This window comes from Dellaglioa sp. CoH-57-MRSF-19, assembly GCF_056781975.1.
On record NZ_JBXAXW010000001.1, the window covers coordinates 261,626 to 285,923 of the forward strand.

A 24,298-nucleotide genomic window follows, 5' to 3' on the forward strand; every position below is an offset into this window, starting at 1 on the left:
AGGGATATTTATCTCTTTGACATTTTTTTTGTAACAGATAAATTATTTGACTATCTAAGTTTACAAGTGTAAACTAAAAATATAAATTAATGGAGGCGGTATAAATGGATCACAAAGATATGAAAGAAATGGATCACATGAATATGAATCATAAGGATATGAAAAATATGGACCACATGAGTATGGATCACATGGATATGGAAGGAATGGACCACGATCAAATGAACATGGGTGGGCACATGATGCATATGGGAAATCTAAAATTGAAATTCTGGATTTCTTTAGTTTTAGCAATTCCTATTGTTTTAATGACACCTATGATGGGGATTAACTTACCCTTACAGTTTACTTTCCCTGGATCTGATTGGGTTGTAGCACTTATTGGTACTGGATTATTTTTCTATGGCGGTAAAACATTTTTAGATAGTGCAAAGATGGAGCTTGCAGATAAAAAGCCAGCAATGATGACCTTAATCGCAATGGGTATTAGTGTGGCATACTTGTATAGCTTATATGCTGTTGTGATGAATAATCTTGTAGATCCAAGTCATCATGTTATGGATTTCTTCTGGGAGTTAGCAACGTTAATTGTCATTATGTTGTTAGGTCATTGGATTGAAATGAACGCTGTTATGTCAGCAGGAGATGCTGTTCAAAAATTAGCACAACTCTTACCTAAACAAGCACATATCGTTAGAGAAAATAAAAAAATTGAAGATGTTGATTTAACAAATGTTCATGTTGGAGATATTCTGTTAGTTAAAGGAAATGAAACGATTCCAGCTGATGGAACAATTATTTCTGGTAAAACAAGCGTCGATGAAGCTATGATAACTGGTGAATCGAAACAAGTTGAAAAAGTAGTAGATGATGAAGTCGTTGGTGGATCAGTTAATGGTAATGGAGAAATCCAAATGACTGTAACGGGAACTGGTGAAACAGGTTACTTAGCTCAAGTTGTTAAATTAGTCACAAAAGCGCAGTCAGAAAAATCAGATACGGAAACGTTAGCTGATAAAGTTGCGGGATATTTATTTTATGCTGCCATGACTGTTGGTATTTTAGCATTCATTGTATGGTTAATTACAGGGACATTTAGTCAGGCATTATCAATTCTTGTAACTGTTCTAGTGATTGCTTGTCCACATGCTTTAGGTTTAGCCATTCCATTAGTTGTTGCGAGAAGTACTTCTTTATCAGCTAAAAATGGCTTATTAATCAAAAATAGAAATGCGCTAGAAGTTGCACACACAATTGACACATTACTTGTTGATAAAACAGGAACTTTAACTGAAGGTCATTTCGTGGTAACCGGATATAAAACATTTACTGATCAGTTTTCTGAATCAGAAATTATCGGATTGATGGCGTCGTTAGAACGTGGATCGACACATCCTTTGGGTAAAGGAATCATTCAAAAAGCAGAAGATTTAAAAATTGAGATTCCAACTGCAAGTGAAACACAACAAATTAATGGTGTTGGATTAGAAGGACATATTAACGATGATGCATTCAAAATTGTTTCTGAAGCTTATGTTAATAAACAACAGTTATTAACGGATGAAATGGCTTCTGACAACGAAGGAGATTCAATTAGTTATTTAATTCAAAATGAAAAAGTGATTGGGTATGTTGCTCAAGGGGATCAAATTAAACCAGAATCATTTGGTTTAGTCGAAAAATTAGAAAAAATGAATATCAAAGTGATTATGTTAACTGGTGATAATCAACAAGCTGCTGATAAAGTTGGTGCAAAACTAGGTATTGTAGATGTTCGTGCTAACTTAATGCCTGAAGATAAGGCTAAAATTGTTAGTCAGTTAGAGGGCGAAGGACATAACGTTATCATGGTTGGTGACGGTATTAATGATGCGCCTAGTTTAGCAAGTGCAACAATAGGGATGGCAATTGGTTCAGGTACGGATGTTGCTGTCGACTCTGCAGACGTTATATTAGTTAAAAGTAATCCGATGGATATCATAAAATTTTTGAAATTAAGTCGAAACACAAGATTGAAAATGATTCAAAATCTTTGGTGGGGTGCAGGTTATAATATTATTGCATTACCATTGGCTGCCGGCGTTTTAGCACCAATTGGCTTTATTTTAAGTCCATTAGTGGGTGCAGTTGTGATGTCGTTAAGTACAATTGTTGTTGCAATTAATGCAATGATGTTACACGATTAAGAGATAAAAAAATACCACCGTTGATAGTAGTTATCAATGGTGGTATTTTTTAATTTAATCTTTAAAATTGTCGTTTTCAACATCTGATAAGAAGGTACTTAAATGATCAAAGTAAACAGGAGCGTTATCGATCATATGATGATGACCACCCTCAGGAGTTGTTTCAAGACGAGCATGTGGAATTGTTTCTGACATTCTTTTAGCTGTTGCTAAAGGCATTGTTTCATGTTCGCCAAATGTGATTAATGTTGGGACAGTAATATTTTTAATGCGGTCACGAGTAGACCAGTCTTTTAATTTACCAGTCACAACGAATTCATTGTTACCTTGGAAGTAATTATAAACGGGTTCAGCCATTGTGCTTACTAAATGAGAAATTTGGGCTGGCTTTTTACGATCAACATAGCCGTCATTTAAAATATCGACATAACCTTGGTAACGGTCATTATCAAGATCGTTATTTTTTTCACATTCTTGCATGTAGGCAAGCGCATCAGCATCCAATTCTTTAGCACGAATAGCATTAACGTTTGCTAAATATTCGTTAATATCATCAGTCATACTTGAGATAATAGCACCTTTTAAATGGTCACCATATTTTAAGGCGTATTCTTGAACAAGAGCACCACCCCATGATTGACCAATTAGGTAGAAGTTATCTAAACCTAATTTAATACGGACTTCTTCAACTTCATCAATGAAGTAATCAATATTAAGAAATTTATCAACATTTTCTTGTTTAGTAAAATCTGGTTGATCAGAATACCATGAACCGAGTTGGTCATACATTGAAACCTGAACGCCAAGAGGTGCTAATTTTTCAGCAAAATTTTCGTAATATTCATGTGTACCACCAGGCCCACCATGTAGACAAAGTAGTTGGATATCACCTTGTCCTTCAGTATGAGTCCAGAGATGATAACCATTATCTAACGTAATAATTTTCGTTCCGTATGCCATATTAATCCACCTAATTTCTTAAGAATAGATTAATCATAGCACTTTTATGATTATTTACCAGAATGAAAGTGAGGATGGTATTTTTTTAAGAGTGTTAGTTGCATATTTTAGTGAGTTAGCTTAAAGTTATGTTAACTAATAAAATTAAAAGGTTAACGGTGTAAAATGAAAACTAAAGACAGTATTCTAAAAATATTAGCTGGACAACAAGATACTATTATTTCGGGAGAACTATTGGCTGAAAAACTTGGCGTTTCGAGAACTGCTATTTGGATGGCTATTAAGAGTTTACAAGAGCAGGGTTTTGACATTAAGACGATTCCACAAAAAGGATATAGTCTAAATGATGGTAATCAGTTGAACGCACAACTAATTCAATCTTATTTAACAACTGACATGATGCAAATTGAATTATTTGATGAAGTGACATCTACCAATGTATTGGCGAAAGAGCGTTCAAGCCAGCCCGATATACAGGGTCCACTGTTAATAGTGGCCAATAGTCAAACAGCAGGATATGGTCGATTTGGTCGAACATTTGAATCACCAGAAGAGACTGGGATTTATATCAGTTATTTATTGAGAATTGATCAACCTATCAAAGATGTTGGTCAGCTAACGACAGCAACTGCCATGGCGGTTAGTTATGCTTTAGAAAATAAATTGAAAATTCAACCACAAATAAAGTGGGTGAATGATATTTATTATCAAAATAAAAAAGTCTGCGGGATTTTAACGGAGGCTGTCACAGATTTTGAAACGCAGCAAGTGACAAGCTTAGTTATAGGGATTGGGCTAGATTTTAAAACAGACCTTAAAAAATTATCTCCAGAGTTACAAGATAAAGTGGGTTCATTAATTGATGAATCGAATAATGTCACACGGAATGAGTTGATTGCTGAAATTACCAATCAATTTATCCAAATCTATCAGAATTACCAAAATGGTGACTTCATGAATGATTATCGTAAACGGTCACTAGTTATTGGACAGACAGTTACTTTAAAAAGTGGTCATCAAGAAATTATTGGTACAGTTGAAACAATTAAAGATGATGGACAGTTGGTATTGAGAGATAAAAATGGGCAAATAACGACTTATATGGCTGGTGAAATTACAAAGGTGAATGTGGAAGGCTTAACAAATGGGACAAAATAAACAGTTAAAACAATTAATTATAGCAGCAGAGTTAGCAGCCGTTTTGGGTGTTTTATCCCAGTTAACCATTCCATTGGGGCCAATCCCGTTAACGTTACAAACCATTTTTATCGGATTATTATCGAGTTTGAGACCGGTTCAAGAAGGATTAAAAGCGGTGGGCATTTATCTCCTATTAGGATTAATAGGAATCCCAGTTTTTGCTGGATTTCATTCGGGACTTTTTTCTTTAATTGGACCAACAGGTGGTTATTTATTTGGTTTTTTAGCCTATATTATCTTAACGGGGCTGTTTTTAAAATGGTATGGTAATGGTCGTTGGCAGTTGTACATGGGGAATTTATTAGGTGCTAGTGTGCAATTAGTTTTAGGAGCAATCTGGTTAATGGTTTACCAACAAACCTCGATGCAACAAGCATTTTTAATAGGTATTTTACCATTTTTGATTGTTGGATTTATTAAAGTTATTTTTGTGTGCGAATTGTCTCATTACTTAATACGTAGATATTGATAAATAAAAAAAGAAAATCATCAATAATTTTTTTGATGATTTTCTTTTTTATTTAGAATAATGATACTGTACTAACAGATTGATAAGGAATTTTAAGACGCGAATTAGCTAAGTTAATAGTATAACTATCTGAATCGTTATTTCGTAAAGTCATCCCAAAATCTGTTGCGTAAATGATTAATTCAATCTGATGACCTTCCTTAATGTGATAGGCAGTTGGTTGTAAATCAAAATCTACTGTGTTGAAAGTTCCTGGAAGGACAGAATCATTTTGATAACGATTTGTCCTATTTTGTAAATTGATATGACCTTTGGAAATCATTTTCCAAGGAGTTTTTGTGGGATTTTTAGTAAATTCAACCAAATCATCTTCACGCCAATGAAATCCCATATCTAAAGATTTTCGTTTGAGAATGGATGGCACGGGGGTGAGTCTATTTTCTTCACCATAATCGATAAGCATGCAACTAATGAGCCCTTTTGTTTGTAGTGCTGCAACAGACAATTTTATGTGAGCAGAACCGGAAATAAACAGCGGTTCTGTTAATGGTTCTGAGATTAATTGGATTCTATTTTTAGCCATTTCTGTTTCTTTAGTTGAAACTAAAGCTTGATTCCAAAGATGATTATCTCTGACGTAGTTGTTAAAAAGGTCAGTTGGTAAGTTATCTTTGAAAGTAGCAAATTGGTGAGCATCTGATGTGACTGATTGTGTTAATTTATTTTGTTGGAAATGATAGGATTGGGTAGGAGAATCCGGGTCTGCCCAATCATCATAAGTGTGCCACGTTTCAGCTTCTAGGTTATCTTGTATGGTGACATTGGGAATAAGTGTCTCAGCACCATTTTCGATATTATAAAGTTGATTTGATAACCATAAATTCATCATATCAGTGAAATCTAATGAGCGAAAGTTATTGATATAGATATGTTTACCTTGGTGTAAGAATAATTTTTTAACAATAGGTAAAGGACGTAATGCTTGCCAAAGTTGTTCAACTTGGCGAGGTTTGACGTTCCAATCATTTAAACCATGGACCATAACAATATTTGCTTTGATATTTTTAGTTTGGTTTAAATAATTACGTTCATCCCAAAATTTATTGTAATTACCAGATGCACGGTCTTGTCCTATAGATAATCGATTCATAACTTTGTCAAAGTAGTCTTGAATATTAGCGTAGTCGGCGGCATCTTTTTGGCGACTTAAACAAAGCGCAGCTAAAACATCTGCATCTTCACCTTGGCAAGCTTCAGGCGCGACGACTAGTCCATTTTCACGATAATAATCATACCAACTTGAAATAGCGGCTTCAGAAATGATTGTTTTTAAGCCGGATACACCAGTTGTTGCAGCTGCAGTAGCAAGCGTACCAAGGTAAGATTTACCAGTCATAGCAACGTTACCATTACTCCAAGTGGCTTTAATTGATCGATTATCGAGTTTATTTGTGAATGCTTGCCGATGTCCCGTTAGCCATTCAATAATGGCGACGGTTGATACCGTTTCTTCAACACTCCCACAAGTACGAATACCATCTGATTCTCGAGTACCAATACCAGCTGCATAGACGATTGCAAATCCTCTAGCTAGCATGTAATCGTTGAATGTATACGAAGATTCACGGCTAAAGGTTTGCTCAGTTTCTGTTGATTCTGAGAGGATTGATCGTGGTTCGGGTAAGTTGGATTTCTGATAGTTATAGGTGATATCAGATTCAGTTAATTCAGTAACTGGTTTTTCGGTAAGCGGGATATCAACGTTGCGCATTAATTCAGAATCATCATTTGTGCCTTGATTGTAAGGACTTGCTGTATAAAGAATAGGTACTTTTAGTCCGGATGTAACTAGTGGTCTTAAAATTTCTGTTTTTAATAAATCACGTTGACCATCTTGGTCAGTATCTAATGGGGCTTCAACGTAGACGACTTCACGAATCAGTTTAGTTGTATCAAAAACAGGTTGCGCTTTTCCATTGAAAAATAAAGGTTTCGCATCTTTATAAAATGAAACAAAGTACCCTTTATTTGCTAGTGTATCTGTGAAGACTTGGCCATTTTTGGTATGTGTTGTCAGTAAGAGATACCATGCGGACCAAAAATCATTAACGGATTCAATAATTTCAATAGAAGGTAACTGAATTTTAGCCATTGCCGTAAATGGGTCATCAATTTTGAAATCGACATCGACTTCAAATTCTAGTAACTGTAATGCAACATTATAAAAGATAACAGGTGTTAATTCCTTTTTTGTAGTAAAAAATTCATAAACAGAAATGGATTCTGTCGCTAATAAGGACATCATTTTTTGTTGTTTCGCACCGATTGTTTGATAGTCGATGAGAATTTTATTGAGTAATTGTTCAAATAAATGTGTAGGATTGGTTTCGGAGGCTATATACAAATTAATAGCTTTAAGTTCTTTTATTTGTGTCTCAAAAGTAGGTGTATAGTTAGCAAATTGATTATTTTTCATAAGTCAAAAACTTCCTTTCAGAATTGAGTAAGACACTGGGTTAAGTATAGCTTAAATGTAAAGTTGGTTGAAATGATACGTCTTTATTGACAAAAAATAAGTAACTAGGTAAAGTTAATCACATTAAGGTAACTAAAAAAGGAGAGTGTCTAAAGTGAGAAGGAAAATTGCGGTAGTTTTAAGTATCATGTTTATAGGGGTGCTAGCTGCTTGTTCAAAAACAGCGACGAAAGACGATAACATATTAAAAGTGGCTGTAACTGATCAATTAGGCACTTTAGATTCTACTAAATACAGTGATACATTTAGTGTTGAAGCAATACAAAACGTTTATGAAGGATTGTATACGTATAATCAAAAAAATAAACCAGTGTTAGCTGCAGCAAAAAGTGTGACGGTTAACAAAGCAAAAACAGTTTACACCTATAAATTAAGAGCTGAGAACTGGTCAAATGGGACTCCTGTTACAGCAAATGACTTTGTTTACGCTTGGCAAAAACTAGCAAATCCTAAAACAGCATCACCTAATTCACAACGAATTGATATTATTAAAAATGGGTTTGCTATCCGAAATGGCAAGATGGCCGTTGATAAGTTAGGTGTTAAAGCGCTGAATAAAACAACATTAGAAGTTACTCTGGCACAACCAATTAGCTATTTACCAGAAGTATTAACGGGTGCACCATTTGTACCTCAAAATGAAGCTTACGTTAAAAAACAAGGTAGTCAATATGCAACGGATTCACAACATATGATTGTGAATGGTCCTTATAAATTAACTGATTGGGAAGGAACTAATAACAAATGGTCATATGTTAAAAATACCAGTTATTGGAACGCTAAATCAGTTAAGTTAGCTAAAGTTGACGTTCAAGTTGTTAAAGATGGTGCAACTGCTGGCAAGTTATATCAAACAGGGAAGATTGATTTCTCAATGTTAGCAAATGATTATGTTAAACAATATAAGAATGAAAAAGGGTTCGCAACACGTAAAACACCAATGATTGGTTATTTAGGTTTTAATACTAAGCGTGAGGCAACTGGTAATAAACATATTCGTAAAGCAATTGCGCTAGGATTTAATAAAAAATTATTAGCTAGCAAAATTCTTAATGATGGTTCATCTGCATTAAATGGAATCGTCCCAGCTAAATTTGTGTCAAATCCGATTAATGGGGAAGATTACCGTAAAGAAGCAGGAGACTTGCTTGCTTTTAATAAAAAAGAAGCTAAAGCAGAATGGGAAAAAGGACTTAAAGAGATCGGTAAGAAGGACTTAACAATTGAAATATTGGGTTCTGATACGCCAGAAGCTAAACAAGTGATTGAATACTTGCAAGCGCAGTTAGAGAGTAACTTACCTGGATTAAAAATTAACGCACGTAATATTCCAATTAAATCGCGATTAGCAGCAACAACGGCTTACCAATTTGATATCGTTTATGGGACATGGACACCAGATTATGCTGATCCAATTAACTTTATTAATGATGGTGGCGCTTATCATTTAAATACCGATTACAAAAATGCACAATATTTAAAAGATATCGATCAGTCTAAAAATGAATTTGCAACAAATCCAACGAAACGTTGGAATAGCTTGATTGATGCTGAAAAGCAATTGGTCGAAGAAGATGCTTATACAGTACCTGTTTTCCAAGGTGCAATGGCCTACTTATTGAACCCAGATGCATCCGGATTACACATTAACCCATATGGAACGACATTATTTTATCGTGACATGTCTATTAAGTAGATAATAGTTAGCTGTTTCAAAGCTTTATAAAGTTAAAATAAGATAGATTAAAGTCTGGCCTTTGGTCGGACTTTTTTTGTTGTAAAATGTTAAACTGGTGGAAGTGTATTAATAATAAATGAGGTGTGAACCCATGAAAAAGTTACTTCAGAAGAACATTATTTTAATTCTAACGATTATTATCGGTGGCATACTCGTAATAGGTGTTAAATTTGATCAAGCACTGTATTCAGATACGATTGTTAAAATAACACAGGTTAAGGATGAAAAAACTGAAAAAGTAACAGATGAATTTGAAAATAAAGATACACAGACTAAACAAAAATTATTTGGAACTGTGATGAATGGTAAGTATAAAGGGCAAAAAATAAGACTACCAAATACATATTCTTCATCTCGCGCAAATGATCAAAAATACCAGAAAAATGATCAAGTATTTGTAACGATTAATCCTCATAAAAGTGGATTAACTGGTATTATTGATGGGTTCAAACGAGATGTCGTCGTGGCCATATTAATTTGGATTGCCGTTAGTATGCTGGTAGGATTTATGCAGTTTAGTGGCATGATTGCTGTATTAAGTATCGTCTTAAATATGATTATTTTCTTTTTAGCCATTAAATTTGAAATATTCGTTAATATTACGAACTTCTTTTGGATTTTCGCAGGTATTGCTCTAATATTTGCAGTACTGACCTTGAGTTTGGTAATTGGCTTTAATCGACAGATGCTGGTCACGTTATTGGCAACTTTGACGGGAACTAGTTTATCGTTAATCATTAGTGTCATTATTTTAAAACTGACAAATGATCAAGGGATGCATTACGAAGCTCTATCTTATGCAACGCAAGCGCCAAAGGAACTATTCCTTGCTGCCACACTACTAGGTTCTCTAGGGGCTGTCATGGATGAATCGACAGATATCGTTGCAACACTATTTCAATTAAAAAAAGAACAACCAACTATTTCATCGAAAGAACTTTTTAAATCTGGACGTGAGGTTGGACAATCGATTATGGGACCATTAATTAACGTCTTATTCTTAATTTTTATTGCTGACATTTTCCCACTTGCCGTTTTGTACTTTAGAACGACCAATACAATTGGCTATACTTTTTCATGGACCATGGCTTTAGGAGTTGTCCAAACATTAATCAGCGGTATTGGGATTGTCATTGCGATACCTGTCGCAAGTTTTTTTGCAAGTCGATTAATCAAAGGGGATGACACATTATGATTACAATTGGTTGGTTAAGTGCCATTTTATTTGTCTTAATGGTCATTGTTGGAGGAATGAATGGTGTTCGTTCATTTTTAAGCTTATTTTTTAATTTTATCATGTTATTTTTTACGATTATTTTAATTACGGGAGGATTTCCGCCGGTAGCAGTGACCCTAATTAATGGCATTATTATTTTAGCTATTACGATTTTTCTTGGTGATGATAATGTGCAAGTTACTGAAACTGCTTTTTATGCTTCGTTAATTGTTCTGGTTATTCTCGTTCTTTTGATTATTCCAGTTGAACATTTTGCTGCAGTTCAAGGTTTTGGTGCAGAAGATAGTGAAGAAATAGAAGCATTTTCGTTATTAGTAGGCGCTAATTTTATGCAAATAGCGATTTCAACAGCTATTTTTAGTACTTTAGGCGCAATTGCTGAAGGTGCGATTGCAATTTCGGCTGGCTTAAATGAGATTATTGAACAAACACCAACAATTGATTTAAAAAAGTTATACGCAGCTGGTATTAGTATTGGTAAACATATTATTGGAACAACGTTTAATACACTATTTTTTGGTTTCTTTGGTGGCTTTTTAGCGCTATTTATTTTATTAGTACAGACGCATGCTACATTCGCAGATATTATAAATGATAAAATTTTTGTTGCAGAATTAATAATGATTTTATTTTCTATTATAGGTGTTATTCTAGCGGTTCCAATTACAGCATGGGTTTTAATTCAAAAATTAAAAATAAAAAAATAATTGAAATGAGTTTATGGTTATGTGTATAATTAAGAGATACTAATATAGGGGGATTTAAAATTGAATTATAAAAATTATATTGCTGAATTTATCGGCACATTTTTCTTGGTATTATTTGGTACAGGGGCAGTTACGTTAGGTAACGGTAGCCCACTTGTTATTGCACTTGCATTTGGTTTAGCTATTACATTGATGGTTTATGCTATTGGACCTGTTTCAGGTGCACACATCAATCCTGCTGTTTCATTAGCAATGTACATCAACAAGCGCATGTCATTGACTGATATGGTTGCTTACTGGGTTAGTCAAATCTTAGGTGCGATTGTAGCATCTAGCGTGGTTAAGATGATTATTTCATCAATGACAGATACATCAAAAGTTGCTGATGGTTTTGGTTCAAATAGTTATGCAACAATTCCTGGTGGTATGGCATTTTTCGTTGAAGCCTTATTCGCATTCTTATTCATCTTTATTATTTTGATGGTTACGAGTGAAAAATTTGGTAACAGTAATATTGCTGGCTTTGTGATTGGTTTAACATTAACAGTACTTATCTTTGTTGGTTTACCACTTACAGGGGTTTCAGTTAACCCTGCTCGTAGTATTGGACCTGCACTTTATGCCGGTGGCGATGCACTTTCACAACTTTGGGTATTTATTCTTGCACCATTAGTTGGTGGTGCTATTGCAGCATTCGCAGCAAAATATATTTTTAACAGTGAAGAAGCTTAATTTAATTAAGTGAATCATAAGCAGTGAATTCCGAGAGGGAATTTGCTGCTTTTTATTTTTAATGTATGTTATGGTTAATATAGATAGTGACAAGTGAGAGGAGAAATAATGGCATTTTTAGGAACGATTTGTTTAGTATTAGTGGCAACATCAATTGCGGGTCATGTCAGCACACGAATTGGTGTTCCTAGTGTTATCGGGCAATTATTAGTTGGTGTTTTACTTGGACCAGCAATGTTGAATTGGGTCCATTCAGATCATTTATTTGCGATGTTCGCAGAAATTGGTGTGATTATTTTAATGTTTATGGCGGGATTAGAAAGTGATTTAGATCTACTTAAAAAGTATTTAAAACCGGCCTTATCAGTTGCGACTTTAGGTGTTGTCTTCCCTATCTTAGTTGTCTATTACTTTGGTCGAATTTATAATTTTGGATTTGAATCGGCTTTATTTTTAGGTGTTATCTTTGCGGCAACGTCAGTTAGTATTTCCGTCGAAGTCTTGAAAGAATTAAAACGATTAGATTCAAAAGAAGGTGCAACAATCCTAGGTGCGGCCGTTGTGGATGATATCTTAGCTGTTGTTATTTTAAGTGTATTAGTTAGTGTATTTGGTAATATTACAAGTACCGGTGATAGCGCACAAGCTAACATTTGGATTGGCTTCTTATTAGAATTTGTTTACTTCATTGGTATTTTAATCCTATTCAAGTGGGTGGCGCCTTTCTTGATGAGATTAAGTGAACGATTATTAGTTGGCTCATCGATTACGATTATGTCACTGGTTATCTGTCTAGGTATGGCCTACTTAGCTGACTTAGTGGGGTTAAGTGCTGTTGTTGGTGCCTTTTTTGCAGGAATTGCAGTGGCACAAACACCGTATAAAAAAGAAATTGATGCCAATATTGAACCAATTGGTTATGCAGTCTTTATTCCAATGTTTTTCACGAGTATTGGATTAAGCATGTCATTTGATGGATTTATGAAAAATATTTGGTTTATCGTTATTTTAACGATTTTGGCCGTCCTCACAAAATTACTAGGTGGTGGATTAGGTGCTAGGTTACTTGGATTTGATTTAAATAGTGCATATGTAATCGGTGCGGGGATGATTTCTCGTGGCGAAATGGCTTTGATTATTGTCCAAATTGGGTATACCGCACACTTGTTGTCGACGGAATACTATTCGGCAGTTATCATGGTAATTATTATTTCAACTATCGTAGCACCGTTTATGTTAAAACATGCGATTGGTCGACAAAATAAAATTGAATTGAAGAAATAGTTGAACTGTTGAGGAACTAGCCTAGTGCTAATTTTTCAACAGTTTTTTATTTTTAAATGGTTACTAAATATCGCTATTCTGGCGTATTCATTTTATAATGAATTAAATAACTTCAAATGAAGAAGGTGGAATAATGAAACAATTATTGATTGCACAAGATTTATCTAGTGTTGGTGGTGTTTCATTAGGGATTGCGGTTCCTGTTTTAGCTAGTTATCAACAACGGACGACAATATTGCCAACAATGTTATTAAGTAGTCATACAGGTGGATTTGGAGTACCAATGAAGGTAGACATCTCACCATTTATAAAAGCTTTTGAAGAACACTGGGCAACTATTCCAGTTCAATTTACGGGCGCATATTTGGGCTATCTAGGGACGGCAGAAAGTATTAAAATGATGGGGATTCTACTAGATAGGTTATCTGATGATAAAGCACTCACCGTTATTGATCCAGTTATGGCTGATCACGGCACGTTATATTCAGGACTGACAAACGACTATGTAGAAGAATTAAGCATGTTATGTTTAACGCAAGCAGATTTAATTTTACCCAATTTAACAGAGGCTTACTTATTGGCAGACTGTAATTATCAGGAAAATCCTAGCGAGGCAGAAATTAAAAAGTTACTAACACGTTTATTAAAGAAATTAAATTTAAAAGCGGTTATAATTACAGGAGTTACAAACCAGAAAAATCAAATTGGTGTTGTTTTTCTAACAAAAGAAGGCGAATCAGGTTGGGTATTAAAAGAACAACGTGAGAATCATTATTTTGGGACAGGAGACTTGCTAGCAAGCTGCGTAGTGGGTGAGTTAATGAATGGTCATTCACTAAGGGAAGCATTGGAATTTGCAGTAGAAGTAACATGGAAAGCGATGAGTAATTCTGATAATGAAGGACTTGATCAAAGGTTAGGGGTTAATTTTATGAGTATTTTACCCGATATTAACGATAGAATGGAAAAATAAAATGAGAAATGAAAGATTAAGAAGCATTATTTTAGCGGGATTATTTGCGGCAATTATTTATATAGGTATCTCAGTTTTTAGAATACCAATCCCAGCTATGGTGGGAAAACCATTTATTCATTTCGGTAATTCACTAGCAGCATTGGCCGTGATTTTTTTAGGGTTTAGTTATGGCACAATTGCAGGAGCGATTGGTCTGGGATTATTTGATATTTTGAATGGTTATGCAGATACGTCATATTTTACTGTACTAGAAGTAGTGGTTATTGCATTACTAATTACGGTTGTTACGAAAGGATTAAAAAATTATCATGGTAAATATTGGATTATCATTATTGCTGCAACGGCAGGAATTGGTAAAATAGGAACATCATATTTAGTTTCGATTGGTGAAGCAATGATTAAAGGTGTTAGTTTTAATGTCGCCGCTGTTCAGGCGTTTTTAAGTTTACCTGCAACTGTTGTTAATTCAATCTCGACAATTATCATTGTTAGTTTATTATACGTACCCATTAAGCGATTGATGGTAAGGTTTAATCGGTAAAAAAGTCCAAATAAAAAAGGGTTGATGTGCGTGAGCTCACATTTACCCTCTATACAAATTGTCCAGATTGAACATATTTCATTTCTGTTGATAAGTTGGAAACGGCTGTTTCGATTGTTACCCCAGAACCTGAAATGGCTGGATTATTTTTTGAACTAGCAATAAAGATTTGTTTTTCAGTGTCTAAAGAAATCGTATACCAGTTTTTACTAAATGTTCCAAATTTCATAAGTGTGTATCCTCCGTATTTCTATATCTTACTACCATGAAAGCGCATTCTACTTTCTTTAGTAGAAGCTTAGTATAGTACGTACATAAAATGAATGCAAGTCATTTGTTTTATATTAACCAAAAATTTTTTAAATAATATGAAGAAGTCTAAAAACGATAAAGGGATGATTTAATGCAAAAACGAATATTCGTGATCACGGGTGCTCCGGGAACAGGTAAAACGACGATTAGAGACTATCTAACCAAGCAATTTGATGCCAAAAAGGTGATTACTCACACAACTAGGCAACCAAGAGTTAATGAAAAAAATGGTCGCGATTATTATTTTGAATCCGATGAAACTTTTTTTAATTTTCATTATTTAGAACATGTTGAGTATGATCGCCATTACTATGGTTCATCAAGAGAAGCGATAGATGCTGCTTGGTCAGAGGCAAAAAATGCGACAATTGTACTCGATACGGCAGGTGCCATCACGTATTCAAAAGAATTACCAAAAGAAACAGTTGTCTTATATTTGTCTGTATCGGATAATCAGATATTACAAGATCGGTTAATTAAACGGGGAGATACGATTCGAAATCGAAGTTTACGCTTAGATTCTGGTGAAGCAAAACGAGACATGAAACTTCCAGCAGATCTTGAAGGTATAGCACATGTCATTATTAATGACGATTTAGTTGACGCAAAGAAACAGATTGATCAGTTAATTCAATCATTAGGTTAAGAGTGATTGCTTTTTTTAGTTGATATGGTATTCTTCTTAAAGAGTAACCATTATTATTTAGAAATGGAGATAAGCCTTTTGACTGAATTAATTGATGATGCATTGCATATACTAAAAGAAAATAAATATAAAATTACGAAACAAAGAAAAAGTTTATTAACGTATTTAAGTCAGTATGAGGAAGCTTATGTTGACGTTACAGTTGTGGATGACTATATGAGAAATAAATATCCAGGGATGAGTCATAATACAATTTATCGAAATATCAAAGAATTTAAAGAAATGGGTCTTGTTGAGCAACGGATGAATGGTGAACGAGCCTGTGTAAAATATCAATGTGATTTTAGTCACAAACATCACCATCATTTTATTTGTACTTCTTGTAGTAAGGTGGTTGAACTTGATAGCTGTCCGCTAGATTATTTTGTAAAACAGTTACCAGGTTACAAAATAGAAGAACATAAATTTGAATTACATGGGATTTGTGATGAATGCCAAAAAAAATTATCGAAAAATTAAGTTTATCTTCGAATAAACTTCAATAACAAATGGTTTAATGGAAAAAGTACAAAATTGGAGTGAGAGTTAATGGCATATAGAACGCCACCATTTATAACACCTTTTGCAATTGTTTCTATCGTACTTGCATTGGGCGCAACTAACGTTGTTGTTAACAAAACAACGAATACAAACGAAGGAGCAACAGTTTCTTCAGTAGCTTCATCACCGTCGGAAACTAAACCTAAAGTAGACGATAATTCGAGTTCCAAAGAAGTAAGTTCATCTTCTGAGACGAGTTCTTCTGATTCGTCCTCTTCATCAGAAAGTTCAAAAGATGAGTCTAGTAGTTCAAGTGCTGCCGATGAAACATCAAACAAATCAGCAAGTACAAGTGCCGATAATACAACGGATGATAAGAGCGCGGAAACAAGTACCGATGACACAACTGATACAAGTACAGATACTGATACAAATGCGGATAAAGCTAGCTCGGCAACAAGCACAAGTAGTAGCGTGAAGAATACTAAAACGGTAACGACTGACAAAGCCAAAGCCAGTGCAGAAACGACAAATACAGACTAAGGATTAGGAGGTAAATAAATGTTTAGTTTACTAGATTTAGCAAACCATTATTTAGGGTTTATTAATGTTAATTTAAAATTAAAAAATAGAATTTATACTGTTTTAGGCTTTCTTGGTAATTGGTATTTATTGTATATCGCATCACGATATTTCATAAATGGTTATTATGTTAGAGGTAGTTTGTTTATTCTTGCTTTTTTTGTTTTATTATATTTTATTGTTTTAAATGTTATTCATTATTTTACAAATAAAACAACTAAATTTGATCCTTCACCGAAAATTGAAAAATTGTTGGGCGGACCGCCTAAGGAAGAAATTGAAGGAGATAAACGTCGCCGAATGCAACCAGGTTATGTTCAAACGAATGGCCTATTTGATTCTAAAATGCTGATGCCAGCGACACTTAGGACAAATAGAAACGAAAAAGTAAGTATTCAAAAAATTGCTGATCAAATGAAGCAAGTTAAGTATTCAGATTTTGATTATGATGGATTGTCAGATGATGCTATTATAAAAGAAATTCAGAAAACAGGAAAACCAGTGTCAGAGTTAGCACAGCCCGTTGCTTTTCCATTTTTTGAATTAAAAATAGAAGACGAAAAAATGAATGTTTACGCTGGAATGAATCAGATTGATAAACAATTGATTGGTCGCCTAACCCATGTTGGTTTATCTGATATTGAAACGGCTAAAGAACAATATGATATTTACTTAGCAACAGCAACTATTTATGGTGGTAATCAGAAGGTTGCTGGTCGATCATCAGTTATTGAAGAATCACATAAATTTCACGTTAAAGTTCAAATTGCCTATAAAGAAAAAGAAAATTAGTAAAAAAGTGATAGCAAATAACTACATTGCTATCACTTTTTTTGTGATTATATGGTACATTTAAAAAAGACTGCAATTAAACATCCATTTGGTAGTATAATTAAAGTATCACAAAAAAGAATAAAAGAGTTAAGAGAAGGGGATTGAGAGTATGGCAATGATCGAATTTAAAAATGTGGAGAAATATTACGATAAATTTCACGCATTGAAGAATATCAATTTAAAAGTTGAAGCAGGCGAAGTCGTCGTTATTATCGGGCCATCTGGTTCTGGAAAAAGTACATTAATCAGAACTATCAATGGTTTAGAGCAAGTTAACGAGGGGCAACTATTAGTTGATAATTTTGATTTAGCAGATAAGAAAACGAATATTGATAAAATCAGAAAAAATGTTGGGATGGTATTTCAACATTTTAACTTGTACGAAAACAAAACTGTTTTAGAAAATATTATGCTTGCACCACGTTTAGTTTTAAAACGGGATGAAGCTGAAAATAAAAAAATCGCAATGGATTTATTAAAAACAGTTGGACTTGATGATAAAGCACAATCATATCCTAGAATGTTATCAGGTGGACAATCGCAAAGAATTGCCATTGCCCGTAGTCTAGCTATGAAACCTAAGGCGCTATTATTTGATGAACCAACTTCTGCATTAGATCCTGAAACAATTGACGATGTTTTAAAAGTTATGAAAGATATCGCTAAAAATGATGGGATCACAATGATTGTTGTAACTCATGAAATGGGCTTTGCTCGTGAAGTAGCCGATCGTGTTATTTTCATGGCTGATGGTCAAATTCTTGAGGATGATACAACAGTAGAATTTTTCGACAATCCAAAAGAAGAACGTGCAAAAAAATTCTTGAGTAAAATTATTAAACATTAAGGAGCTCAAGACTGTGAGAGTGGGGATTAAAATATGAAACAATTAAGAAAAATTAGCTTATTGTTTATGAGTATAGCTATGGTATTAGTTATTGCAGGCTGTGGAGCGCAAAGTAAAGCCAACATTGCAACAACAGCTAAAGAAACAAAAACAATTAACTGGGGTGTTAAAGCAGATACGAAGTTATTTGGTTTAATGAACATCAAAACCGGTGAAATCCAAGGATTTGATATTGATATTGCTAAGGCAGTGACAAAAAAAATCTTAGGTAAAGATGGTAAAGCTAATTTTGTTCAGGTAACAAGTAAAACAAGAATTCCACTTTTGAAAAATGGAAATATTGATGCAATTATTGCGACGATGTCCATTTCTAAAGATCGTGAAAAACAAGTTGATTTTTCTAACTCTTATTTTGCTGCCGGACAAGCTATTTTAGTTAAAAGAACAAGCTCAATTAAATCCGTAAAAGATTTGAATAAAGACGGTATGGTTGTTTTAGGTGTTAAGGGTTCAACTTCAGTTATTAACATGAAGAAGTATGCACCTAAAGCAGAAGTGCTGGAACTAGATGATTATGCGCAAGCATTAACCGCACTAAAATCTGGTCAAGGTGATGCTTTAACAACTGATAATGGTATTTTATATGGGATGGTTAAAGAGAATTCTGATTTTGCTGTTGTTGGTGGTACTTTTACGCATGAACCTTACGGAATTGCGATTGATAAAGGCCAAGGTGAATTTAAGAATGAAGTTAATAAGGCTTTAGCTGAAATGCGTGCCGATGGCTCGTATGAAAAATTATTAAACAAATGGTTTGGCGATATTCCAGGATTTAGTGTGAAGGAGGCGAGTCAACAATGATTACGATTTTTACAGAACATTGGCAAGCCTTATTAACAGGACTTGGCTATACATTGTGTTCAAGTGTACTCGCATTATTTTTTAGTTTAATTATAGGTTCGTTCTTTGCAATTTTGGAAGAAATGCCATATCGAATTTTAAAAATTATTGCACGTATCTATATTGAAATATTTAGAAATATTCCGTTATTGGTTGTTGCAATGTTTTTCTACGTTGTGGTACCTATGTACGTTACGAATATCAACGGATTTACAGCTGGAACAATCGGACTAACGATTTACACATCTGCCTTTATTGCAGAAACAGTTCGTGCTGGGATTAGAGCTGTTGATCCTGGACAAATGGAAGGTGCTCGCTCAAACGGGTTAACATTCATGCAATCGATGTTTCATATTATTTTACCCCAGGCATTTAAATATGTGATTCCACCTTTGGGTAATCAGTTCATTAATTTGGTAAAAAACTCTTCAGTTTTAGCCTTCGTTGCTGGATTTGATTTAATGTACCAAGGTGATATTATCGCATCAACAACATTTGATACAATCAACACGTACATTATCGTTGGGGTGTTATATTTAATTATCACGATGCCATTAAGTTATTACATGAGACATTTAGAAAAGAAATTAAGTTAAAGGGGGTCTAGAAAAATATGTCAGATTTTATTGCAGCATATAGTTGGGAAAATATTCGCTACTTACTACAAGGATTATTAGTAACAATCGAAGTTTCAGTTATTTCAATTATTTTCAGTTTTATAATTGGCGCTATTCTAGGCCTAACACGATATATTAAAGTAAAACGTTTATCTGCTATAGTTGGTTTTATAATTGATTTAATTCGAAATTTACCATTACTTTTAATCTTATTTTTCGTTTATTTTGGCTTAGCAAATGTTGGTATTCGGTTATCAATTTTCTGGTCAGCAACGTTAGCGATGACCGTTTTCGAATCAGCAATGTTAGCTGAAATCATTCGAAGTGGTATTCAAGCTGTTGAACCCGGACAAATGGAAGGTGCTCGCGCAAATGGTCTAACTTATTGGCAAGGTCTGCGTGTGATTGTCTTACCACAAGCTTTAAAGAAAATGATTCCACCATTGGTTAGTCAATTTATCTCATTAATTAAAGATACGTCATTGGCTACTATCATTGTTTTACCAGAGTTACTGTATCATGCACAATTAGTATACGGTCAAAATACTAATTATGTTATTCCAATGTTCGTCGCTTTAGCAGTGATGTACTTCGTCGTTTGTTATGCACTATCATTGGTTTCAAGATACTTAGAAAGACGCTTAGCGTAGACAATAAAATAAAAATGGTTGTTGAAATCTATATAGATTTTAGCAACCATTTTTATTAGTTAGTAGAATCGGCATAAAATGACGGTTTGTTTGATTGAAAAATAAATTAGAAAGAAGATGATGTCATGGTGAAAATTGCTGTTATTCTAGGGAGTTCAAGAGAGAATTCTATTGGTAAAAGGGTCATTAAGTATATTGAAGGAGTAGCAAAAAATCAGGATAATGTTGAATTTTCATTTCTAAAATTAAGTGACTATCAGTTAACCTTCTTCCACGAAAAATTGGCACCTATGCAAAATGAAAATCGACAACTACCTGAAAATGAAGCACGATGGATAGCGGATGTAGCTGCGGCAGATGGCTTTATTATCTTAACGCCTGAATATAATCATGCTATTCCAGCCGTTTTGAAAAATGCAATCGATTATTTGGCTTTTGAAGGGCAACGTAAACCAGTTAAGATTGTGGGCTACTCAGATAACATGCGCGGTGCACAATTTGCAACAGCTGAATTAGTACCTATTTTGAATCGATTAGGATTTATCACGTTGCCTACGCCAACATTATTGGGAATAGTTGATCAAACATTTAATGAAGATGGACAACTAAATAACGATGCTAAGTTAACAGATTATACAAAAAATAAAATTGCTCAGACTTTGCAAGAAATTAAATTTTATACACAACTTTTTGTGAATAATCCTTTTCCCGGAAAATGATGAATTAAAAATAAAAATGTGTAATGACAATAGCTGTCATTACACATTTTTTATTATAGATCTTTATTTTTATGTGTTTCGTATAAATAAACCGGGATACCAAGTGCAACAATTGTAAATGAAATTAAAACACCTACAATATCTGATTGAACTTCGCTAACTAAAACGAAGGCTGCACCTAAGATAGCAACAATAGGTGTTATGGGGAACAATGGAACTGAGAAAACACGTTTTAAATCTGTTCCTTTATTCCGACGGCGTAAGATAAAGAGGCCGACGAAAGTCATAACATAAAAGCAATAAACTGTAAAAATACAAATTTCAGATAAGCGATCAGCATCAAAAAATAAAATCATAATCGCTGCAATACTTAAAGCCACACATGTTGCAATAACAGGTGAATGTGATTTTGGATGTAAATAAGATATTTCTTTATGGAAAGGTAATTGTTTGTTCTTACCCATTGCCCACATAATTCGAGGGAATGTCATGATTTTACCGTTCATACAACCAAGAATAGAAATAATGACACCGATATTCATAATTTTTCCACCAAGTTGGCCAAAGGCAATCTTAGCAAATTGTGGTGTTGCATTTTCGCCTAGTTGATGGATTTGACTAGCAGGCATGACACGCATAATACTGAACGAAACAAGAATATAAATAAGAAGAACAATTGAAATTCCTAAAACAATAGCTCTAGGTAATGTCTTTTTAGGATTTTTAATTTCATCACCCATATTAGCAATCAGAATCCAACCATCATAAGCAAATAAAGTAGCTAGTATACCAACACCAAAATTATTTGTAGAGTGACTGACAGTTGCAACAGATTGGCCAAGTGCATTTGCATTGCCAAAAAATAAACCAAAAATAATAATAGCAGCAATAGGGAATAATTTACAAATAGTTGTAATAATCTGGAATGAAGCACCATAACGATTTGATAGCATATTTAGGAAGCCAATAGAAATGACTGCAATTAATGCGATTAAATGAGAATAACCAGCTGGAATACTAAAGAAATCTACTATTAAAATAGCAAGGTACGCGCCTAACGCAGCAATCATAGCTGGTCCATACACGATAACTTGCATCCAACCAGCTAAGAAACCCCAAATTTTACCGTAAATTTTTTCCATGTAGATATATAATCCACCGGTTTCTGGAATTTGAGATCCAATTTCAGCAACAGTTAGTCCAGCGGTTAAGGTTATGATACCACCACATAGCCATGCGAGCAGGGCATTTGTAGTAGAGCCGGTGTAGTCAAGTACCGAAGCTTGTTTAAAGAAGATACCAGAACCAATAACAGTTCCGATTACGATTGATAATGCTGACCATAGACCTAACGATCTGTTAAGTCCAACTGCTGGTTTTTTTTCCAAAATTGAATCCTCCTTTTCTAAAATGAATAGTTGCATTTTAGCATAACAGCGGGAATCATGCAATAAACTAGATATGATTATGACGACAAAAAAGAGTGCGTGAATCGGCTATTTCAGACCGATTCACGCACTCTTTTTATAGAATTATTTTAAACGATGTAATCTTGCAATTGGGTTGCAATAGTTTTTGTTGCATCAATCTTTAATTTTGTACCTGATTCTTCATAATCTGTTTCTAAGATAGTTGCCTTTTCATTGATTAAATCAACAAGTTGACCTTTATCAAATGGGATAAGAACAGTCATAATTTCGTTATCTTTAAAGACATTCTTTTTAATGATATCTACTAATTGATTAAGTGATTTTTCATCACGCGCACTATAAGTGAATTTATCATCTGAGAAAGTAGGATAATCAATATTTGCTAAATCAGCTTTATTATAGGCATAAATCATCGGAATGTTTTCGACGCCAATAGCTTTTAATGTATCTTCAGTTGTTTGAATCATTTCCTCAGCATGTTTATCAGCCACGTCAATCACTTGGATAAGTAAATCAGCTTGTGCAGCTTCAGCCAAGGTTGTACGGAAAGCTTTTACTAATTGGTGAGGCAATTTGCTGACAAAACCAACAGTATCGCTCAATAAAATTTGTTTTTTATCTTCAAATTGAATATTACGGACACTTGTATCTAATGTAGCAAACAACATATTCTTTTCAAAAACTTGTTTGTCATCATCTTGTCCGATTAGACGAAGCAAGCCGTTCATTGTCGTTGATTTACCTGAATTAGTATAACCAACTAATGCAACAGTCGGAATACCAGATTTATCACGTTGTTTACGTCTAGTAGATTCTTCTTTGTCCATTTCAGCAAGATCTTTTTTAATGTGGTTAATCCGATTTTCAATCACACGACGATCTAATTCAATCTTCGTTTCGCCAGCACCACGGTTAGCGAGTCCACCACCAGATTGTTGATCTAGTTTATCTTGCATCCCTCTTAAACGAGGTAACTGATATTGAAGTTGAGCCATTTGAACTTGGAGTTTTGCTTCGCGTGATTGTGCTCTTGAAGCAAAAATAGCTAAAATCAGGCCTGTACGATCCATAACTTCCATACCTGATGCAGCTTCAAGGTTACGAATTTGAGTTGGTGATAATTCGTCGTTTACAACTAAAATTTTCACACCTTGTGCTTCACTTTCAGTCTTGAATTCTTCAGCTTTACCTTTACCAAAGTAAAGGGCAGCAGTTGGTCGATCTAATTTCTGACGAATGTCTTCAACAGCATGCATGTTGTTAGCTTCGACTAATGCAGCTAATTCAGACATTGTATAATCTAAATTTTCACGTTGTTTTTCGATACCAGCAATGAAAACGTCAATAACTGGTATTTCTGTAGAATAAGTTTCTTTCATGAGAACCTCCTCGTGGAACTTAATTAATAGGTTAAGTATAACATTTATTCAAAAAAATATTCGAACATCAAAATAAGTTAACTGAATTAAATGAGAATTAATGAATAAAAATGGCCAAACTCTCATTTTAACAACGTGCAAATGTTATGAGTTGAATATTTTATATAGTTAAACGGCTTTTTTAAAGGCGCTTGAATCTCTTTTTAATTAAATTAGAGTTTAATGTTGATTTTAATCTTTTTCTAATGTAAGATAAACCTACGTTAAGAAAAGGTA

At 34.1% G+C, this 24,298-nt stretch carries 24 protein-coding genes; 19 read left to right on the forward strand and 5 right to left on the reverse strand.

Annotated elements, in window-relative coordinates:
• Positions 1-158: 158 nt before the first annotated feature.
• Positions 159-2,186 carry a copper-translocating P-type ATPase gene (locus AC1RO3_RS01225; protein WP_481761140.1) on the forward strand — a complete coding sequence of 676 codons (2,028 nt, stop codon included), beginning with the start codon at positions 159-161 and terminating at the stop codon, positions 2,184-2,186.
• A 54-nt stretch (positions 2,187-2,240) separates the two neighbouring features.
• On the opposite strand, the gene AC1RO3_RS01230 is transcribed toward AC1RO3_RS01225, so the two are convergent.
• Positions 2,241-3,146, reverse strand: a complete 906-nt coding sequence (locus tag AC1RO3_RS01230) for a proline-specific peptidase family protein (protein ID WP_481760944.1) — start codon at positions 3,144-3,146, stop codon at positions 2,241-2,243.
• A gap of 165 nt (positions 3,147-3,311) precedes the next feature.
• Here AC1RO3_RS01230 and AC1RO3_RS01235 point away from each other — a divergent pair, with 165 nt between their 5' ends.
• Entirely contained in the window at positions 3,312-4,304 is a 993-nt protein-coding gene (locus AC1RO3_RS01235) for a biotin--[acetyl-CoA-carboxylase] ligase (protein ID WP_481760943.1), read from the forward strand.
• Positions 4,291-4,815 (forward strand): biotin transporter BioY, encoded by a 525-nt coding sequence (locus AC1RO3_RS01240; RefSeq protein WP_481760942.1) that lies wholly within the window; start codon positions 4,291-4,293, stop codon positions 4,813-4,815. Before AC1RO3_RS01235 ends, AC1RO3_RS01240 begins: the two co-directional genes overlap by 14 nt.
• 52 nt (positions 4,816-4,867) lie before the next feature.
• Here the strand turns inward: AC1RO3_RS01240 and AC1RO3_RS01245 are convergent, their stop codons facing one another.
• Positions 4,868-7,291, reverse strand: coding sequence for a Xaa-Pro dipeptidyl-peptidase (locus AC1RO3_RS01245; protein WP_481760941.1), 2,424 nt, complete (start codon positions 7,289-7,291; stop codon positions 4,868-4,870).
• 154 nt (positions 7,292-7,445) lie between these two features.
• On the opposite strand from AC1RO3_RS01245, the gene AC1RO3_RS01250 reads away from it, so the two are divergent.
• The 7 genes from AC1RO3_RS01250 (at position 7,446) to AC1RO3_RS01280 (ending at position 14,566) form a co-directional block, all read left to right on the forward strand.
• On the forward strand, positions 7,446-9,047 hold the full coding sequence (locus AC1RO3_RS01250) for a peptide ABC transporter substrate-binding protein (protein ID WP_481760940.1): 1,602 nt from the start codon (positions 7,446-7,448) through the stop codon (positions 9,045-9,047).
• A 133-nt stretch (positions 9,048-9,180) separates the two neighbouring features.
• Positions 9,181-10,284: a YibE/F family protein gene (locus AC1RO3_RS01255; protein ID WP_481760939.1), complete on the forward strand. Its 1,104-nt coding sequence runs from the start codon at positions 9,181-9,183 to the stop codon at positions 10,282-10,284.
• Positions 10,281-11,033, forward strand: coding sequence for a YibE/F family protein (locus AC1RO3_RS01260; protein ID WP_481760938.1), 753 nt, complete (start codon positions 10,281-10,283; stop codon positions 11,031-11,033). Before AC1RO3_RS01255 ends, AC1RO3_RS01260 begins: the two co-directional genes overlap by 4 nt.
• 60 nt (positions 11,034-11,093) lie before the next feature.
• Entirely contained in the window at positions 11,094-11,765 is a 672-nt protein-coding gene (locus AC1RO3_RS01265; protein WP_481760937.1) for an MIP/aquaporin family protein, read from the forward strand.
• Positions 11,766-11,873: 108 nt separating this feature from the next.
• On the forward strand, positions 11,874-13,049 hold the full coding sequence (locus AC1RO3_RS01270) for a cation:proton antiporter (protein ID WP_481760936.1): 1,176 nt from the start codon (positions 11,874-11,876) through the stop codon (positions 13,047-13,049).
• Between the two features lie 133 nt (positions 13,050-13,182).
• Complete coding sequence (locus AC1RO3_RS01275; protein ID WP_481760935.1) at positions 13,183-14,022, forward strand: pyridoxamine kinase; 840 nt, start codon at positions 13,183-13,185, stop codon at positions 14,020-14,022.
• A gap of 1 nt (position 14,023) precedes the next feature.
• Complete coding sequence (locus AC1RO3_RS01280; protein ID WP_481760934.1) at positions 14,024-14,566, forward strand: ECF transporter S component; 543 nt, start codon at positions 14,024-14,026, stop codon at positions 14,564-14,566.
• 49 nt (positions 14,567-14,615) lie between these two features.
• Here AC1RO3_RS01280 and AC1RO3_RS01285 read toward each other — a convergent pair whose 3' ends face one another.
• On the reverse strand, positions 14,616-14,795 hold the full coding sequence (locus AC1RO3_RS01285; RefSeq protein WP_409021673.1) for a hypothetical protein: 180 nt from the start codon (positions 14,793-14,795) through the stop codon (positions 14,616-14,618).
• Positions 14,796-14,969: 174 nt separating this feature from the next.
• Between AC1RO3_RS01285 and AC1RO3_RS01290 the strand changes: the two genes are divergently transcribed.
• From AC1RO3_RS01290 to AC1RO3_RS01330, 9 genes are all read left to right on the forward strand, one after another.
• Complete coding sequence (locus AC1RO3_RS01290; RefSeq protein WP_481760933.1) at positions 14,970-15,524, forward strand: guanylate kinase; 555 nt, start codon at positions 14,970-14,972, stop codon at positions 15,522-15,524.
• A 78-nt stretch (positions 15,525-15,602) separates the two neighbouring features.
• Positions 15,603-16,043 (forward strand): Fur family transcriptional regulator, encoded by a 441-nt coding sequence (locus AC1RO3_RS01295; RefSeq protein ID WP_409021670.1) that lies wholly within the window; start codon positions 15,603-15,605, stop codon positions 16,041-16,043.
• Positions 16,044-16,112: 69 nt separating this feature from the next.
• On the forward strand, positions 16,113-16,607 hold the full coding sequence (locus AC1RO3_RS01300) for a hypothetical protein (RefSeq protein ID WP_481760932.1): 495 nt from the start codon (positions 16,113-16,115) through the stop codon (positions 16,605-16,607).
• A gap of 18 nt (positions 16,608-16,625) precedes the next feature.
• Positions 16,626-17,438, forward strand: coding sequence for a DUF6681 family protein (locus AC1RO3_RS01305; protein ID WP_481760931.1), 813 nt, complete (start codon positions 16,626-16,628; stop codon positions 17,436-17,438).
• Between the two features lie 151 nt (positions 17,439-17,589).
• Complete coding sequence (locus AC1RO3_RS01310) at positions 17,590-18,327, forward strand: amino acid ABC transporter ATP-binding protein (protein WP_409021667.1); 738 nt, start codon at positions 17,590-17,592, stop codon at positions 18,325-18,327.
• Between the two features lie 33 nt (positions 18,328-18,360).
• On the forward strand, positions 18,361-19,188 hold the full coding sequence (locus AC1RO3_RS01315; protein ID WP_481760930.1) for a glutamate ABC transporter substrate-binding protein: 828 nt from the start codon (positions 18,361-18,363) through the stop codon (positions 19,186-19,188).
• On the forward strand, positions 19,185-19,823 hold the full coding sequence (locus AC1RO3_RS01320; protein WP_481760929.1) for an amino acid ABC transporter permease: 639 nt from the start codon (positions 19,185-19,187) through the stop codon (positions 19,821-19,823). Before AC1RO3_RS01315 ends, AC1RO3_RS01320 begins: the two co-directional genes overlap by 4 nt.
• Before the next feature lie 17 nt (positions 19,824-19,840).
• Complete coding sequence (locus tag AC1RO3_RS01325; protein ID WP_409021664.1) at positions 19,841-20,494, forward strand: amino acid ABC transporter permease; 654 nt, start codon at positions 19,841-19,843, stop codon at positions 20,492-20,494.
• Positions 20,495-20,619: 125 nt separating this feature from the next.
• Positions 20,620-21,213 carry an NADPH-dependent FMN reductase gene (locus AC1RO3_RS01330; RefSeq protein WP_481760928.1) on the forward strand — a complete coding sequence of 198 codons (594 nt, stop codon included), beginning with the start codon at positions 20,620-20,622 and terminating at the stop codon, positions 21,211-21,213.
• Positions 21,214-21,266: 53 nt separating this feature from the next.
• Here AC1RO3_RS01330 and AC1RO3_RS01335 read toward each other — a convergent pair whose 3' ends face one another.
• Both AC1RO3_RS01335 and hflX read right to left on the reverse strand, forming a co-directional pair.
• Positions 21,267-22,604 (reverse strand): APC family permease, encoded by a 1,338-nt coding sequence (locus AC1RO3_RS01335; protein WP_481761139.1) that lies wholly within the window; start codon positions 22,602-22,604, stop codon positions 21,267-21,269.
• Between the two features lie 146 nt (positions 22,605-22,750).
• Complete coding sequence (hflX, locus tag AC1RO3_RS01340; protein WP_481760927.1) at positions 22,751-24,022, reverse strand: GTPase HflX; 1,272 nt, start codon at positions 24,020-24,022, stop codon at positions 22,751-22,753.
• Positions 24,023-24,298 lie beyond the last annotated feature (276 nt).